Consider the following 16,637-nt stretch of genomic DNA (forward strand, 5'->3'; position numbering starts at 1 on the left):
CATCGTCAGGTTGCCGCCCATCGAGTGGCCGAAGATGCCGATGCGCTCCGCATCCACCTCCGGCTGCTGTTCCAGAAACGTCAGCCCGCGACGACATCCCAGCGTGAGGAGATACCAGTTGTTGTTCTTCGGTGACTCGTGATCGACCAAGAACTTGTCTCCCGGCAACAGATTGAAATACCCCGGCACATTCTGCTGCGTCGGGTCCACGCCGCCCCAGTCCGTGTTCGGGTCACCCGGCTTCGCATTCTCCATCTCGCGTCCGCCCCAGTTCACCGAGAGCGCCGCATATCCTCGGCCCACATAGGTCTTTACCTCCTCCAGGAACGCCCGCTGCCCGCCGCCATGCATGTGCATCACCGCTGGCAGCTTTTCTTTCGCACCTTCAGGGAATCCATAAAAAGCTGCCATGCGCGCAGGCTTGCCTTTGAACGTGCCACTCAAATACCGCACGTAGCGATACACACCACCGTCCTCCTTCCACTCGCGCACGACCTCGACTTCGAGCGGATCCTTCCGCGGATCAAAGTCGTCCCACAGCTCCTGAACGGACTGCGGGACGTCTTCGGTGGCGAATAGCGGATGCAAATCGAAGAGCGAAGTCGAAGCCGCAGCGGCTCCGGTTCGAAGAAAGGTTCGGCGGTTGGTTTCGAGGCTCATTGTGGTCGTTGGAGAAATGATTGTGATCGGGGGCACCTGGCAAACCCAAGGGCACCTTGGTCGATAGAGGATTAGGCGCCACTCATGCTCGTGCAGATTCTCGCGGTCGGAAGTCAATGCCCACAACCTCCAGTCCAAGAACGACTTGTTGAGTCGCCAAGAATGACTCCGCGTGCGCTTTTAGATGGGCGACCACTTCTTGGAAGCTGAGGTGGGAACTGGTTGTTGGGTGCAGCCAATAGTCCCGAACTCGCGGATCAACAAAGCCCACAACAAACACCCCGTGTCGGCTTTGATGATTCGTGAGGTAGTCCCCTGCGAGTTGGCCTTCGAGGTCAGCAATGAGGGAGTTCACGCTCCTTCCGTCGCCAAGTTTGACCTCAATGGGCACCGCCCCTGGGATGCCTGACCGTTGAAGTCGGAGATCAGGGCGACGTTCACCGTTCACGACTGACTCTTGGGGTGCATTGTAGTATCCTTCGCTGAGGTCGGTTAGACGCATGGCAAGATACCTCCTCATCGCGGCCTCATCGTCGCCGGGTCGAACGTAACCGTTACGCACAATGTCATCAGGCATCTCCACCTCATCCTTGATGCGTTGGAGACGTCGGCAAGCCATGCGAAACAGGTCAGCCAAAGACTGCGGCGTCGCCGTGTGAGAGCTTTCAAAAGTTCGTAACGACTCGGCAACCCAACTCTCCCCATCTGCAAGGCGTCGCGAAACGCCATCCAACAAATGAAGAAGATAGTCCCGAGTGTTCGCCATCTGCGGTTCAGCAATCAACGACACCAGCGCCGTCTCTGCCTCGATAGACTCCTGTTCTGCGAGCCGTCCAAGGAGCGAACCTCGGAAATCTTGCGCATGATCCCTTGGGCCCGGTGAGTAACTCCCGCTACCACGGCGAATGTCTTCCCGTTCGTTTACCCATTGATACACCCAGCGAATAAAGCGCGGCGCGACAGATGTCCGCATATAGTCAGGATTGGAAAAGAGACACTCTCGATCAAAGCGACTGTCCAAGCTTCCGCAGAGTCCCACAACCAAGTCACGCTTCTGCTGCTCATTCATCACTGAAGAGGTGAATAATCCATTGAGGTAATCGAGTGCCCCGATTGTGTTGGTCTGAAGCCAGATCAGCAACCATGCACGATGGCTAGCGTGATCCCAAGGATAGGTTGGCGTGCGTTCGGCGGCTAGATCGGCATACACTTGATGTAGAGTGTCGGAATGGCGAATGAGCATCTGCAACACTGTGTGCAGGCCTTCGGAACTAGCAGGATCGCCGAGTTGCAATCGCGCCAACACTCTACTGGCCATGAGCTTGCCAAGCCCAGACTTCGACCATTTCAAACGGTCCACGACGCGGATGCCACCGGTTCCATCAGCACGGAGCCAATCATCCTCCATCGCCTCGGCCAGCGTGTCGCACACTGGTTGTGGTTGGTGTTTTGCCAGCGATGGCAACCAATCACTAAAGCCGTTCATCTCTTGTAACGCATAGCGTGTTGCTTTTGCCACCTCATCTGAGGACCACTGCGGGAAATCGCACTGGCCGGATGTCCATTGGCTTTGAAGTCCCGTGAGACCGATGATGATCCGATTATCGACAGAGTTCTCTCTGGATGTTGAGTGACGCGGATCGAAGGTGCGCCAAAAGGCAATACAGCCTTGCTGTGTAGCTTTTGCGATCGCCTTCCCATGCTTGGCGGTCAGCTTGTCCCAAGTCTTGGGAGCCCACTTTGAGTCAAATCCATTCACTTCAATCAATTGAACAAGAACGCGTGGAAGCTTCCCGGCTCTAAGAGCACGACGATGACAAGCCAGCCAGATCATGTTTCGCACTCTCCAATAAACCCCTGTGACCTTTGCCCACCTGCGTTCCCACCAGTAACCGCATCGGATACCGTCCCATTTCTGCCGTTCCCACCAGTTCTTCAGCCGTTGCCCCGGCGAAACGCTCCGTTGAGAACGCCACACCTCGACGAGTTCCGTCGAGTCCCGAATCGCAGCATTAATCTGGCGTTGCAATGCTCGGGGCTTCTTCTGTTGGAACCAGTAATGACTGGCAATATAGAGAGCCCCCAGTCGGCGATCACTGCTCGACGTGGGAGCTAGATCGCAAAGAGCCCAGGTTAGATCATCGTGAGTGGTCTTTGGATTCTTGAGATAGTGCGACCATACCCAACTTGCTACGTGCCAAGACTGGCGCTGCTCATAACGCTGGTGCTCTTGCGTGAAGTGAAGCCAGAAGACTTCCCTCCGAACGTCGGGGTGATCCTCCGTGACTGACGCCACCGTCCACTTCTTCCCCTCTCCATCATCGTCAAAGCCATAGTCTGATGGCTCTCTCGCTGGATCCTGGGTGCATAGCCACATGCCTCTTGCTACCAAGATCTTGTGTTGCTCGGACAGATTGCCAAATTTCAGTAACGCCCGAAACAAGGGGCTGATGGTGCGAACCAGCCAAACATTGCTCTGTGAAAGCACGGAGTCGGCGAAGTGCGGTTCCTCCTCAATCATCGCTACAAGTTGCTCAAGAGTGCTCCCGATTATCGCTCTATCGTCGAGCTTCGCGAAGCAGTGCCGCAGGCTATAGGTGAGGTGGTTGGATGCCTTGTCTGGATCGCTCAATCGGCGGAACAGCTGCACTAGGTCCGATGGCGCTAAGCAGGTCGGGAACAACATCTGCGCGGCCTTCCAGCAACGATCGCATGTTAGAGTCGGGAGTGATCTCACCCAGCCGGACATCACCTGAAGATCCGCAGGAGTCCCCAACTCTTCGACCAACCACATGCTGAGCGTGATCAATCTGCTGCTCGTGCCTGCTTGACTCAAGAGTGAAAGCGCCGTTGGAACTACAGCCTCAACACGAGCAACACGGGCTAAGGTCATGAACTCGCATTTCAGAGCATCCGACACAGCGGATGAAGAAAGATGAGCTACAAGCGATTGGGCCAACCCTGGTTCTCCCAATCGGCTCAGGGTGACTTCGGCAGTCTCAATTCGCAGCATTTCTCGGCCTGCGAATCGCTGGACAACGGCATCGAGAATCTGTGACTTGAACTCTGCGTTGAGCAAGGAAGGATCGCCATAACGAAAAAATGCTTCGGGCGCACTCTCCAGCAGCCGATCTCGAACTCTGCTCACCCAGGGTTCCTCCCCGATACAACCCAGCCAGACAGCAACAGCCAAACGGCTTTGCCGTGCAATGGTCGCACCTCTGGATGCGACGAACAGCGCGTCCATCACCTCAGAGATCGGGCACTCTTGCAGGATCAGTTTCATCAACCACCGCGCAGTAAGATACTCAGCGAGATTTCGATGATGAAAGCGAGTCGTTCCATAAATGGCTGCGTCGAACAATGGGCGACTCAGCAATGCGTGAATCTCCGCAGGCTGCCAATCTTGAGGCAAGCACGCCTGAGCATTCAAACCTGCTGTCTCCGAGGTAATGAGGCTGTCATCTGGTATCTCGAAATCAAGCCTGCGGCAAAAGATGGTAGCCGCAGCAAGTGTCTCGAGACCTTGTCTGGCCCGAGCAATAGCAAGTGGGAAGGCGCGATCGTATTCTGACTTCTCCGGGCGCTCAGTGAGTTGGGACTGAACCAGAGCTTCGAACATTTCTGCGGGCTTACCGATGCGGTGATTCTTCTTCCAGAATTCGATAAGGAAGTTCACGTCGAGCGGGCGGGCGGCAAGCTCCCAAGCATAGGCTTCTGACATCGACTGAAGAAATGCTTGCCCGTCCGGTATGCCACGACCTTGGACATATCTGCAAACCCCGGATTGGTTTAACCCGGCGATACACCACACGGCTATCGTTTGAAGATTCGATTTGGGGGCCGTTCCTTCCTCCGTCTCGATGGCTGCTTCGAAGTCGTTCCCGATTGCCTCATTCAATTCTGCCTCTCTGGCGATTGCAGCGGAACTGAGCTGCGCGACAGGGCGCATCAGATCAAAGGCTTCAACGACGTGTCGACGATCCGTCTCAGGCAACCAATCCTTTACGCGTGAAGATATGAATATCCGCGCACGGGACACGGCGGGGCTGATCACCTTGCCAAGAGCATCCAGTGCCTCGCGAAACTGGGAATTCCGGGTCAGCTTTGACTCATCTACAGCATCCAGAAAGAAGAAGGCCCGATGGCCGCCCTTCAGCCACGCCTCCAACTGTTCCACCTCGCTGATGTCGAGCAACCGGGATAATGGCGTCTGACTTAGACGATGCAGAGAGATGAAGAATGCCGTTTCACCAGTTGCCCGCAGCGCGTTGGCTTGTGCTTTGAACTCATACGTCCTGCCGCTACCAGCCTCCCCGAGCACAATGTGAACACCTTCTTTCTCGATCAACTTCTCCCATCCAACAGTCGCGATTGTCCCCCAAGCATCTAGATAGCTCTCAGTAGCGGCAGTTTCAGCAGCCTTTGACTCGTCATGAGACCGAAAACGACGGCCGATGTCGATGAAGTCTGATGGCGTTTTATCCATTTTGGAAGCGTCGCTGAAAATGCCTGCGTTCTAAACTGCTGAAACTGGTGATGATGGTTATCGATTCCTGTTCTGAACCGGTTGCCAATGTAAGATCCACGCCATTCTACCTCAGATGCGTGCGGATCCAGGCTGCAAAATGCAGGTATTTTGCGTCCTTGCAGTGTGGAACGTGGGAATTTCGGATATTCTGTAATAACATCCAGCGGCTCGCGCTTCCGATCCCGCAGCCAGGCCAGCACCTGAAACCGCGCCACCGTGAAGGCCCAGGCATCAAACTTCGTACCCTGCGTGAACTCCACCTGCTTCCGCCTCTGCACCACATCCCAAGCCGCGGCAGAGTTATCCAGCAGCGAGCGAATGTAGGCATACAACCGCTGCTGGCTGCCGGTGATCTGGCTGGCGAAATCGAGAGTCATTCAAAGAGACAAACCCGAATACGCCGATGGTTACGCAAAAAGTCTGGACGACGATCCTGTGAAGCAAGCAGACTCCAGCGCCGAGTTATCGGCGGCGTTCGTCGGATCACTATTTCGCCCGCTCCGCAGAGAACACATCGCCGCTCGGCTTTTCTGGCAGCGTGGCCTTCCACGCTTCGAGCTTGGAGAAGAGCTCCTTCAAGACATCCGGCTTTTCTTTGGCGAGGTCTTTGGTTTCAAGCGCGTCAGCAGCGATGTCGTAGAGTTCCACGCGCTTGGCGTCGGCGGTGGTCAGCAGCTTCCATTGCTGATCTACCACGGCATAGTTCGCCCAGTGGAACTCGGAGTCCTTCCCGCCGCCCATCTTCCAAAACAACGGCTTGCTGCGCGTCGTGCTCGCCGCGCCTTTCAAGACGGAGACCTGACTGATGCCGTCGGGTTCATAGCCATCAGGAAACTTGGCATCGGCAAGTTCGCAGAACGTTGGGAGCAGATCGACGGTGGAAAACAGCGAGGCGTTGTCGATCTTGCCCGCTGCGATCTTCCCCGGCCAGCGGGCGATGAACGGCACGTTGATCCCGCCCTCGAACAGCGCCGCCTTGTAGCCTTTGCGACCGGCGGTGATGCCTTTGGACGCCGCGATGCCCCAGCCCGCGCCCGTGGCGGTATCGTATTGAAGTTCGAGCGGTGTCGGCTTCGTCGCGCGTGCCGGGCCGTTGTCGGAACTGAAGATCACGAGCGTGTTTTCGCTGAGTCTGAGGCGATCCAACGCGTCCAGCACTTCGCCGATGCGATCATCCGCGTGCGACAGCACCGAGGCGTAGATTTGATCCTCGCGGCTCTTCATGTCGCGGAAGCGCCACTCGTATTTCGGCACGGTGTGGAAGGGCGTGTGCGGCTCGTGCATCCAGAGGTTGATGAAGAACGGCTTCTTCGCCGCCGCGCTCTTCTCGATGAAGGCGATGGCGTGCCGCGCATCCTCGTGCACCGGCATCTGCTCGCCCGCGCAGTTGAAGGCACCGTATTCGTCGTAGCCATACACCTTCGGCAGCGGCGAATCGGGGATCATGTCATTCGAGAGATGCCACTTCCCGAAATGCGCCGTCGCATAGCCTGCGGATTGCAGCATCTTCGGCAGCGTCGGTGTCTTTGGGTCGAGCCAGTCCGGCATGTTGCGCTGCGCGTTGTTCTTTGCCCATGCAAAATGGCCATCGATGTTGTAGCGCGCGGGGAAATGACCCGTCATCACCGCCGTGCGGCTCGGCGAACACACGCCGCTGGCAACGGTGAAGCGCTGGAAGTCCGTCCCCTCGCGCGCGAGCCGGTCAATGTTCGGTGTCTTCACATACGGATGCCCGTGGCACGACAGATCGCCCCAGCCCCAGTCATCGGCGAAGATGAAGACGATGTTGGGCTTTGCAGTGTTGGCAGCTTTGATTACGTCGGCCTTCGGTGCTGCTTTTGCGAATGCAGAGAGCAATAAAATGGCGGTTAGGACTGTGACTGGCTGAATCATGGTTGGAGAAAGTGCATGCTCTGTAGTCTGACTTTGTATCCCGTTCGAAGGTGGAAAACCGGACATATTTCTTCATGGCAGGACGAAACCCCGGCTCAGCTTCTTTTATCTACAGCAATGATGACACCATCGCCATTGAAGTCGGCGTTGGGGAACTGGCCGCGAAGATGTTGAGTGTTCGGCCCGGGACAGGGACGATGAAACAGGAGCATTGAACCCTCCATGGAACTCCACATGGTCTGTCGTTCCAGCATCACATGCAAAACAGCGTCTCCATTCCAGAGCTTGGATTCGAAAACTCGATCGAGTCGTTTCTCGCTCCTCTGGACCAATATCCGGACATCCGGGTTTTCGTCAAAGACATGGACTCACGTTACGTCTATGCGAACAAAGCATACGCCGACATGCTCAAAACCACGCCGCGGAGGATGATCGGCAAATCTGACTTCGACCTCTACGATCGCAGTTTTGCGGAACTGTATCTGGAGGAGGATCGACGCACGCTTGCCGGCAAGGATTTCATCAATCAGCGCTGGATGGTCCCCGATGGGGCCGGTGTCATCTCCTGGTGTGTGGCCCACAAGTTTCCGCTGCGCAATCGCGCCGGAGAGATTTGCGGCATCATCTGCACCTTCCGGGATCAGCAAATGGCCGGCATCGAGGCAAAGCCGTTCTTCGACCTGGCGGAGGTGATTGAGTTCGTAAACACTAACTATGCCGAAGCCATTCGTGCAGAGCAGCTTGCTCTATTGATCGGCCTGTCGGTCAGCCAGCTGAACAGGAGGTTCGCCAAGGTGATGGGCAAGTCACCGATCCGCTACCTGGTCAACGTGCGCGTCAACAAGGCGATCAGTCGACTCATCAACACGGACGACTCCATCACCGAGATTTGCTTCTCCTGCGGCTTCAACAGCCAGACCTACTTCAACCGACAGTTCAAAGCGATCACCGGCCTCTCGCCAAAGGCTTATCGGGAGCGTTACACCTGATTGGCGATCGATCCTGAAATTGGACGTGCACCCGAAATGCGCGAATAGTTCAACTAAACGTCGGTATCATTGAAGCACGCCAGCCATACTCTCGTATCTTGGAAGACAACCGATGTGCACCAAGTCGGGATGATCGTGAAACGAATGCCGTATCTCAATCAGCGATAAGAACATGTCAGAAGGATCTCAATACTCGCACGTGATCATCGCCCTGATGGCAGCGCTGACGGTGAGTCGTGTGGTCGCAGAGGAAGCTAAAGCCGGGCATTTGGCCCACTTTAATGACAAGGTTCTTCCGCTTTTGCAGGAAAAGTGTTTCAAGTGCCATTCCCACGAATCGGGCAAGATGAAGGGCGGTCTGACCTTGGATTCGCGCGCAGGTTGGAGTGTTGGCGGCGACAGTGGTCCGGCCATCGTGCCGGGTGATCCAGACAAAAGCCTCCTGATTAAAGCCGTCCATCGGCTGGACGATGACTACGCGATGCCGCCCAAGGAGGCTCTGACAGAAGCTGAGGTCAAAATCCTGGTCGATTGGGTGCGCGCTGGTGCATTGGATCCGCGCGGCGAAAAAGGCACCGCCAAGGTCGAGCGACCGGACACTAATTGGTGGTCACTGCGACCGCTTAAGCCGACCGGTCCGCCCAAGGTCGAGGGAATCAACCACCCCATCGATGCCTTTTTGTCGGTCAAGCGCCAAGCCAGTGGCGTGTCGCCATCTCCTCACGCTGATCGCCGCACGCAGCTGCGACGCCTCACCTACGGACTGCACGGGCTTCCGCCAACTTGGGAATCGCTGAAACAGTTTGAAGCGGATCCGGGTGACGGGGCTTACGAGCGGCTGGTCGATGCGCTGCTAGACTCGCCCCGCTACGGCGAGCGCTGGGCCCGGCACTGGCTTGATACCATTCACTTCGCCGACAGCCATGGCTGCGAGCATGACATGGAGCGGCCGAATGCGTGGCGCTTCCGTGACTACGTGATCGAGCGATTCAACGCCGACGTCCCCTGGCCGCGGTTCATCCGCGAGCAACTGGCCGCCGACGTATTCCACCCCGAACAAATGGTTGCGCTTGGATTCATCGGAGCCGGCCCCTTGGAGGTAAGCAGCAAGGGAACCGCGCCCGTCACCTTCGCCTATCTGGACCGCGACGACATGGTCAACCAAACGATGGCATCCTTCGCCAGTGCCACCGCGGGTTGTGCCCGCTGCCACGACCACAAATTCGACCCTATTTCGCAGGATGACTACTACGCTCTGCAAGCGGTGTTCGCGGGGGTGGACAAAGGCGATATGAAGTACGACGCGGATCCGCGCATCGCAGCGAAGCGAAAGCCGTGGCAGGCGCTGCTGAAGGCCGCCGAGCAGAAAGATGCAACGATCCTGCTGGCCGCAGACCATCAGCGTGAAGCCAAAGCCTGGGCGGACAGGCGTGGGGGCGATGCCAGCTGGGACGTGCTGCAACCGACCACTTTTGTATCTACCGGCGGCGCCGAACTGAAGCTGCTCGACGATGGGTCGATCCTGGCTGGCGGCAATTCACCTGCCACAGAAAATTACGTGATCACAGCCGAGCCCAAACAGCCGAAGACGGCAACCGCCATCAAGCTGGAATTGCTTCCCCACGAATCACTGCCGCACAACGGCCCCGGTCGGCAACCGGGAAACGGCAATCTCCACCTCAACGCCTTCACCTGCCAGCTGTTTGAAGCCGGCTCGAAAGAGCCGGTAAACCTGCCGATCCTCTCGGCCTCGGCCGATTTCAATCAGGAAGGGTGGACCATCTCCCACGTTCTGGATGGAGATCCCAGGACCGCCTGGGGCATCCACCCGCAGGAGGGCAAAAAACACTACGCGGTTTTTCTCTTCAAGGAACCGGTCAAACTCAAACCCGGGTCGCGTCTTGCCGTCTCTCTCGAACAGTCGCATGGGACGCAGCATGTGATCGGGCGCTTTCGTCTGTCGCTAACAGAATCGTCACCTGAGCAAGCACAGGTGCTGCCGCCCGGCGTCCGTGATGCGCTGTCCACCCCGGCAGACCAGCGCAGCAAGGAACAGCAACTCGCGATCGCAGCACACGTCGCGAGCGAAGTGGCCACAGCCGAGCTCGACGCGATCTCGTCCGCTCAGCAAACCGTTTTCGGGATGAACAAGAAGAGCGTCCCGCTGACCGTCAACGTCCTCAACCGCGGCGACATCGAACAGCCGCTGGAGGTGGCACATCCGGGAGCCATATCCGCCATGTCCGTTTTGGAGAGCCGGTTTCATCTGTCCGACCCGAACAACGAGGCGTCACGCCGGGCAGCCTTGGCCAAGTGGCTCGCATCTGCGGAAAACCCGCTCACCTGGCGCAGCATCGTCAACCGTGTCTGGCACTATCACTTTGGGCGCGGCATCTGTGACACGCCGAACGATCTGGGCCGCATGGGCGGCCAGCCATCGCACCCTGAACTGCTAGACTGGCTGGCCGTTTGGTTCCGCGACGAGGCGAAGGGTTCGTTGAAAAAACTGCACCGCCTGATCGTCACGAGCGATGCCTACCGACAGCAATCCGTCATTCGCGAGGATGCGGCGCGCATCGACGGCGACAACCGCCTTCTCTGGCGCATGAATGCGATGCGCCTCGATGGCGAGCAGTACCGCGACAGCATCCGCCAGGTTTGCGGGCGCATCGATCTGACCATGGGCGGACCAGGCATCAAACACTTCGTGCAGACCAAGGGTGTCTTTATGACACCGAATCTAAACTATGACGCCTACGACTGGAGTCGCCCCGATGCCGGACGACGCGACATCTACCGGGTCGTTTGGCGCGGCATCCCCGATCCGTTCATGGAGGCGATGGATTTCCCCAATCTCGGCCTGCTGACACCGAAGCGGACTCACACGATCTCGCCGCTGCAGTCGTTGGTGTTGTTCAATAGCGACTTTGTTCTCTACCACGCGGACTGTCTGGCCAGGCAGCTAAAACAGGAATCCGCAGCCATCTCTCAATGCGTCGCGTCGGCCTATCGAAGGGTTCTGCAGCGCGAGCCCGGTAATTTCGAGCTCTCGCGCATGCAAGCCTATGCAGAAGCGCACGGACTCGCCGCAACTTGTCGGCTGCTTTTCAACACGAACGAATTCCTCTACGTGGAGTAACGCCATGACACCCCTTCAGCCCGACCTGTCTTGTCGTCGCCGATTCCTGAGCAAGTCCGGCGGCGGATTCGGCGCCTTGGCGCTGGGGGATCTTCTGGCGTCCGAAACTTTCACACCCAGACCCGAATTCAACGGCGGTCTTCACCACCCGGCCAAGGTCAAGCGCGTCATCCAATTGTTCATGACAGGCGGTGTCAGCCCGATGGATACGTTCGACTACAAGCCGGCCTTGGAGAAGCTCCATGGTCAGAAGCTCGGGCCGAAAAACAAGCCCGAAGGGTTCACGGCGGCGGTCGGGGCGATGATGAAGAGCCCATTTGAATTCAGGCAGCATGGCAACAGCGGCCGCTGGGTGAGCAATGTCTTTCCGCATCAGGCCGAGATCGTGGATGAATTGACCTTTCTGATGGCAATGACGTCCAAGACCAACGTGCATGGCCCAAGCACGTTGATGATGAATACCGGCTTCCTGCTCACGGGCTTCCCGTGCATGGGGTCCTGGATCTCCTACGGCCTCGGCTCCTTGCGTGACAATCTCCCTACCTTCGTCGTGCTGCCCGATCCGAAGGGACTTCCTTACAACGCCAAGGCTGCGTTTTCATCGGGCTTCCTGCCGGCTCAGCATCAAGGCACCATGATCAACTTCACCGGAAAGGGAGAAGCCATCTCGAACCTGTTCCCGGACAAGCGTTATCCATTTGCAGGCGGGGCTGCGGATGATGACGGACTCAAGTTGCTGGCAGAGCTGAACCGGCACCACGCCGAAAGCGACCCTGCCAATTCCCAGCTGGACAGCCGAATTCAGTCCTACGAGCTGGCAGCCAAAATGCAGTTGGCCGCACCAGAAGCTTTCGACTTGTCGCGAGAGAGCGAGACGACCCGGAAAGCTTACGGGCTGGACAACAAGGTAACGGAAGACTTTGCCCGGCGCTGCATCCTGGCGCGACGGCTGGTCGAGCGCGGCACACGCTTCGTGCAGGTATGGAGTGGGCCGGACGGTCCTGTTAACAATTGGGACAACCACAACAACATCGAGAAGGAGCTTCCGCCGATGGCGGCCTCGGTCGACCAACCCATCGCCGCGCTGGTGCGCGATCTGAAAGCGCGCGGCTTGTTTGACGACACGCTTTTGATCTGGACGACCGAATTCGGGCGCACGCCCTTCGCCCAAGGCAGCGTGGGACGCGATCACAACGGGGGCACCTTTGTCACGTGGATGGCCGGTGCCGGACTCAAGCCGGGTGTGGCCTACGGAGAGAGTGACGACTGGGGCTACAAAACAGCCTCCGGCAAGACCTACTGCTACGATCTGCACGCCACGATTCTGCACCTCATGGGTATCAACCATGAGAAACTTAGCGTTCGGCAAAACGGTATCGACCGGCGACTCACGGACGTACATGGCCATGTCGTGGAAGACATTTTGGCGTGATCCCGGATTTCGAAACTTGAATCAGGTCGAGGAGATGCCTTCGCCGATTGGCTCGCGGGAGTGTTCAGGAGTCATGAAGAGGCCAGGCCGTTCAGGGGTCATCTAAAGGTAAATAAAGTGGTCGTGTTTGGCGCGGCCGGCGGAATCCATTCGGGGGAACTCTCCAGTCATGGCCGTCATTTGCCGAAAGATTCTCCGGCTGCCTGCCAACGTGTCACTGTTACTTCAGAATTCCCCGGGATTTCAGAAACTCGATGGAGCGCTGCATCGTGGCTTCATAGTCGGCATCTCCGTTGGATTTGCGGAAGAAGGAGCCATTGAAGAAGCCGTGGTCCTTGCCCGCGAAGGGTACGAGTACGCATTCATTGCCGGCTTCCTGCATGAGCTTGGTGAAGCGTTCGGCATTCTCGAACGGCACCGTCTTGTCCGCGATTCCATGGAACAGAATTGTCGGCACGATGCCTTTGCGCACGTGATGGCAGGGCGAAATGTCGGTCTGCTGCTCGGACTTGAAGTTCTTGGCCCCGTAGCCCTTCTCCGTCGTGTCGAGGACGGGATTGAAAAGGATCATCGCGTTTGGCACGGAACTGACGCTCGTGTCCTCTCCCGCTTCTTCATGGCCCTGAATGACGCCCGTGCAGGCCGCCACATGTCCTCCGGCCGAACCACCGGAAGCGACGATTCGCTCGGGATCGATGCCAAGCTCGGCGGCGTGCTGACGAACCCACCGGATGGCGGACTTGCCGTCCTTCACGCATTCGAACGGCGTTGTCTTGTTCCGGCTCTTCACGCGGTAGTCGGCTGAAAAAGCCACCATGCCTTGATCGGCCAGCGCCCTGGCCTGTTGATAGAACTGCTTGGTGCTCCCTCCGCTCCAGCCGCCGCCGAAGAAAAAGACGATGGCGGGCCGCTGGTCCGCGGGTTTGAGATCTGCAGGCTCGAAGATGTCCATCTTCAACTCGACGCCATCCACGGACTTGTAGGTGATCGAACGGTCTGGCTGCAACTCGACGCCTTGCGCGGAGAGTGCGGAGCCGATGAAGAGCAGCAGGGCGGGGATGATGGCGGTGTTTTTCACGGTTTGGATTCGATGCAGATCAGTTCCTTCATCGTGCGATGATAGAGCCGTCCGCGGCTGTAACTCGGCGTGTTGCAGGACCACGTTTCACCGAAGGGGCCGAGGTCGTTGAAGGAAACCAGCGCGGATTGATCGAAGTTCTTCGCCTGACCGTCGATCACCTGAACCTTGCCGCACATGAAAGTGAAATAGAGATACTGATTCACAGCAATCGTATTGCCATTGAAACACCACCACCAACCGGAACGACCCGAACGCTTGTCCTCCGCGACATCGATGCCACGGCTGTTGATGGTCATTTTCGGGTAGAACAGCTCGCCGTTCTTCTCGATCTGGCCCTCGATCGTTGGCATCGGAAACGGCAGTTGCAGATACTCGACCTTGCCGGTCTCGACGTTGATTCGCGCCAGGCTGTGCTTGGGGCCGATGTCCATCATCCTGCCCTGCCGTTTGCCGTGGAACTCGAAGCAGGCGAAATAGACGAAGGGATGGATCACCATGTTCGAGTGCCAGGCCGGGAAGACGGTGATGGCGGGCTCTTCCTGGCTCAAATCGACTCCCGAGCGCGTGCTGAACGTCTGCGAAGCGGTGTCATATGAGGTGATCGTCACATCCTTGATCCACGAGATGCGCTTCGCCTCGGTGCCGTCCTTCGTGTTGAGCACCACGAGGTCGGTGCGTGTTTCATCGAGCCAGTACGAATACTGCGCGTCCCAGAACTGCGTGACGAGGCATTTCCCCTCGGGTTCCGCATTCCACGTCCACAGCGCCTTCCCTGCATCCGGTCCATCGACACGCGTGAGCGTCATTCCCGCAGGAGACTCTGGCGTTCCATGATGAGCTCCCCTTCCCGACAGCACGGCGTGACCACCACCCGGCAGTTCACCGAGCACGGGCGTGTTGTAGTGGGTCAGTCCTTCGGGCGCGATCCAAAGCGGCGCGCCTGTCGTTGCATCGAATCCCCGCAAGTAATTCCACGCATCTTCACGGCGCATTGGATCGCCGGGATCACGCGGCTCCACATTGATGACCGTGCTGCCGATCTTTATCGGCTCAAACTGCTTGTTGAAGGGGCGGCCCAACGTTGGCGTCCACTTCCGTGTCCAAACTTTCTCGCCCTCCATCGTCCAGCAGCCCATCTGACCGCTCGCATTGCAAAACCAGACGTGTTTGCCGTCGGTGATCGGCGTGGGACTGCTGCTGTCGCTGAAGCCGTAGGCATAAATGCTCTTCGCCTGCGGATCACCCGCGGGCTCCTGCTGCCAAAGGATATGACCATCGTCGGCGCTGACGCAGTAGAGCACGATGTCCGTTCCCTGCTTCTCCACCGCATCCGCCGCCAGCGGCTTCATCGTCGTCAGAAAAAGCCGGTCCTCCCACACTGCGATGCCGCTCTGACCGCTCTCCGGCAGCGTGAGCCGCCAGCGGATGTTTTCATTCGTCTCCGCACTCCACTTGAGCGGCACCGGTTGATCGGTCGTCACCGCCCAATTGTGATTTGGCCCCGCAGCTTGAGGCCAGTTGGCTCCGCCACCGTCTTGTGAAGCCGCCAGGCCGGGCAGCGAGACGGCAACGAGGAGTAATTTGGAGAGGATTGTCATGCCACCAGATGCTTCGGCAGATCCGTGACGCGTTCACAACCGACCTGCTCCATGACCTGCTTGAGCTGGCGTTTGAGCATCGTCATCGTGTGGTCACCGCCGTCCTTGCCGAGCGCGGCGACGCCGTACATCCATGAGCGTCCCATGAAGGCGAACTTCGCGCCGCAGGCGATCGCGCAGGCGACATCCGGTCCGGCGCGCAGGCCGCTGTCGATCATCACCGTGGTGCGCTGGCCGAACTTCTGCGCGAGTTCGGTGAGCGGTTTGATCGTGGACTGCCCGGCATCGAGCTGACGTCCGCCGTGGTTCGACACGATGAAGCCGTCCACGCCGAGACCGAGCGCGGTTTCCGCGTCTTCTTCGGTCACAATGCCCTTCACGACGAGCTTGCCTTTCCACTTGTCGCGAATGGCCGCGATCTTGGCGGGATTGAGACGACCGGAGAAGGTCTTGTTCATGAAGAGACCGAGGTGCTTCATGTTCAGCCCCTTTGGCAGATAGGGTTTCATCGTTTTGAACTCCGGCGCTCCGGCCGCGAGCTGGCTGAACGACCACGTGGGATGAAACATCATCTGGACAATGTTGCGCAGCGTCATGCGCGGTGGAATCGACAGGCCATTGCGAATTTCCTTCGGCCGATAGGCAAAGGTGGGCGTGTCCGCGAGGATGACGAGCACCGGGAACCCGGCGTCGCGCACACGATCGAGCAGCTTGTCACGCAGCGAGTCTTCCGCCGGATGGTAAAGCTGGAACCAGGCTTTGCCCTCCGTCAGTTCGGCCACGGTTTCGATGCTGGCCGTCGCCACGGTGCTGAGCGTGAAGGGAAGGTTGTGCTTGTGCGCGGCCTTCGCGAGGATCTCCGTCGCACGCGGCCAGATGAGTCCCTGCAGGCCGATGGGTGAGACGCCAAAGGGCGCGTCGTAAGTGGTGCCGAAGAGTTCCGTCTTCAAATCAGAGCCGGGATAGTCACGCAGATACCACGGCCGCAACTGCACCTGCCGGATCTCGTCCGTGTTGCGCTGCAGGTTGATGTTCGAGAAGCAGCCGCCCTCCAGATACTCGAAGGCGAAGCGCGGCACGCGTTTCCGGGCGCGTTCACGCAGATACTCGATAGAGGGGTAGTTGGAGTTGAAGACTTCGGACATGGGAAAGGCGGATCTGGCGAGTGAAATCGAAACAGGCAAGACGATCAACGCTGCAGGCCACACTTCTTCATCGCCCAAAAGCACTCGAAGCTCAACTAGGCCCTCGGTGACGATCCGAAGGATAAGCCCTTGTCGGCAGTGTGAAATCCGTGCTCACTTGTTCTCATCT

At 58.1% G+C, this 16,637-nt stretch carries 10 protein-coding genes; 3 read left to right on the plus strand and 7 right to left on the minus strand.

The window, feature by feature from the left end; translation table 11 throughout:
- The 4 genes from KDL09_RS00145 to KDL09_RS00160 form a co-directional block, all read right to left on the minus strand.
- Nucleotides 1-660: acetylxylan esterase (locus KDL09_RS00145; RefSeq protein ID WP_294380079.1), on the minus strand; the 660-nt coding region annotated here is incomplete at its 3' end.
- 82 nt (nucleotides 661-742) lie between these two features.
- Complete coding sequence (locus KDL09_RS00150) at nucleotides 743-5,149, minus strand: hypothetical protein (protein WP_294380081.1); 4,407 nt, start codon at nucleotides 5,147-5,149, stop codon at nucleotides 743-745.
- Nucleotides 5,050-5,568: a hypothetical protein gene (locus KDL09_RS00155; RefSeq protein ID WP_294380083.1), complete on the minus strand. Its 519-nt coding sequence runs from the start codon at nucleotides 5,566-5,568 to the stop codon at nucleotides 5,050-5,052. Before KDL09_RS00155 ends, KDL09_RS00150 begins: the two co-directional genes overlap by 100 nt.
- Before the next feature lie 109 nt (nucleotides 5,569-5,677).
- Entirely contained in the window at nucleotides 5,678-7,084 is a 1,407-nt protein-coding gene (locus tag KDL09_RS00160) for a sulfatase-like hydrolase/transferase (RefSeq protein WP_294380085.1), read from the minus strand.
- Between the two features lie 257 nt (nucleotides 7,085-7,341).
- Here KDL09_RS00160 and KDL09_RS00165 point away from each other — a divergent pair, with 257 nt between their 5' ends.
- The 3 genes from KDL09_RS00165 (at nucleotide 7,342) to KDL09_RS00175 (ending at nucleotide 12,644) form a co-directional block, all read left to right on the plus strand.
- Entirely contained in the window at nucleotides 7,342-8,073 is a 732-nt protein-coding gene (locus KDL09_RS00165) for an AraC family transcriptional regulator (protein ID WP_294380087.1), read from the plus strand.
- A gap of 199 nt (nucleotides 8,074-8,272) precedes the next feature.
- Nucleotides 8,273-11,212 (plus strand): PSD1 and planctomycete cytochrome C domain-containing protein, encoded by a 2,940-nt coding sequence (locus KDL09_RS00170; protein ID WP_294380089.1) that lies wholly within the window; start codon nucleotides 8,273-8,275, stop codon nucleotides 11,210-11,212.
- A gap of 4 nt (nucleotides 11,213-11,216) precedes the next feature.
- A complete protein-coding gene (locus KDL09_RS00175; RefSeq protein WP_294380091.1) occupies nucleotides 11,217-12,644 on the plus strand; it encodes a DUF1501 domain-containing protein in 1,428 nt (475 codons plus the stop codon).
- A 220-nt stretch (nucleotides 12,645-12,864) separates the two neighbouring features.
- Here KDL09_RS00175 and KDL09_RS00180 read toward each other — a convergent pair whose 3' ends face one another.
- The 3 genes from KDL09_RS00180 to KDL09_RS00190 are packed head-to-tail and all read right to left on the minus strand — an operon-like array spanning nucleotide 12,865 to nucleotide 16,468.
- Nucleotides 12,865-13,722, minus strand: a complete 858-nt coding sequence (locus KDL09_RS00180; protein ID WP_294380093.1) for an alpha/beta hydrolase — start codon at nucleotides 13,720-13,722, stop codon at nucleotides 12,865-12,867.
- Complete coding sequence (locus KDL09_RS00185) at nucleotides 13,719-15,323, minus strand: PQQ-binding-like beta-propeller repeat protein (protein ID WP_294380095.1); 1,605 nt, start codon at nucleotides 15,321-15,323, stop codon at nucleotides 13,719-13,721. Before KDL09_RS00185 ends, KDL09_RS00180 begins: the two co-directional genes overlap by 4 nt.
- Complete coding sequence (locus tag KDL09_RS00190; RefSeq protein ID WP_294380097.1) at nucleotides 15,320-16,468, minus strand: alpha-hydroxy acid oxidase; 1,149 nt, start codon at nucleotides 16,466-16,468, stop codon at nucleotides 15,320-15,322. Before KDL09_RS00190 ends, KDL09_RS00185 begins: the two co-directional genes overlap by 4 nt.
- Nucleotides 16,469-16,637 lie beyond the last annotated feature (169 nt).

This window comes from Prosthecobacter sp. (genome assembly GCF_020439865.1).
Classification (GTDB): Bacteria; Verrucomicrobiota; Verrucomicrobiia; order Verrucomicrobiales; family Verrucomicrobiaceae; genus Prosthecobacter.

What these genes read in the sequence shown, in the direction of transcription:
- KDL09_RS00150 (WP_294380081.1), bottom strand. Translation starts at nt 5,149, where the DNA reads ATGGATAAAACGCCATCAGACTTCATCGACATCGGCCGTCGTTTTCGG.
- KDL09_RS00155 (WP_294380083.1), bottom strand. Translation starts at nt 5,568, where the DNA reads ATGACTCTCGATTTCGCCAGCCAGATCACCGGCAGCCAGCAGCGGTTG.
- KDL09_RS00160 (WP_294380085.1), bottom strand. Translation starts at nt 7,084, where the DNA reads ATGATTCAGCCAGTCACAGTCCTAACCGCCATTTTATTGCTCTCTGCA.
- KDL09_RS00165 (WP_294380087.1), top strand. Translation starts at nt 7,342, where the DNA reads ATGCAAAACAGCGTCTCCATTCCAGAGCTTGGATTCGAAAACTCGATC.
- KDL09_RS00175 (WP_294380091.1), top strand. Translation starts at nt 11,217, where the DNA reads ATGACACCCCTTCAGCCCGACCTGTCTTGTCGTCGCCGATTCCTGAGC.
- KDL09_RS00185 (WP_294380095.1), bottom strand. Translation starts at nt 15,323, where the DNA reads ATGACAATCCTCTCCAAATTACTCCTCGTTGCCGTCTCGCTGCCCGGC.
- KDL09_RS00190 (WP_294380097.1), bottom strand. Translation starts at nt 16,468, where the DNA reads ATGTCCGAAGTCTTCAACTCCAACTACCCCTCTATCGAGTATCTGCGT.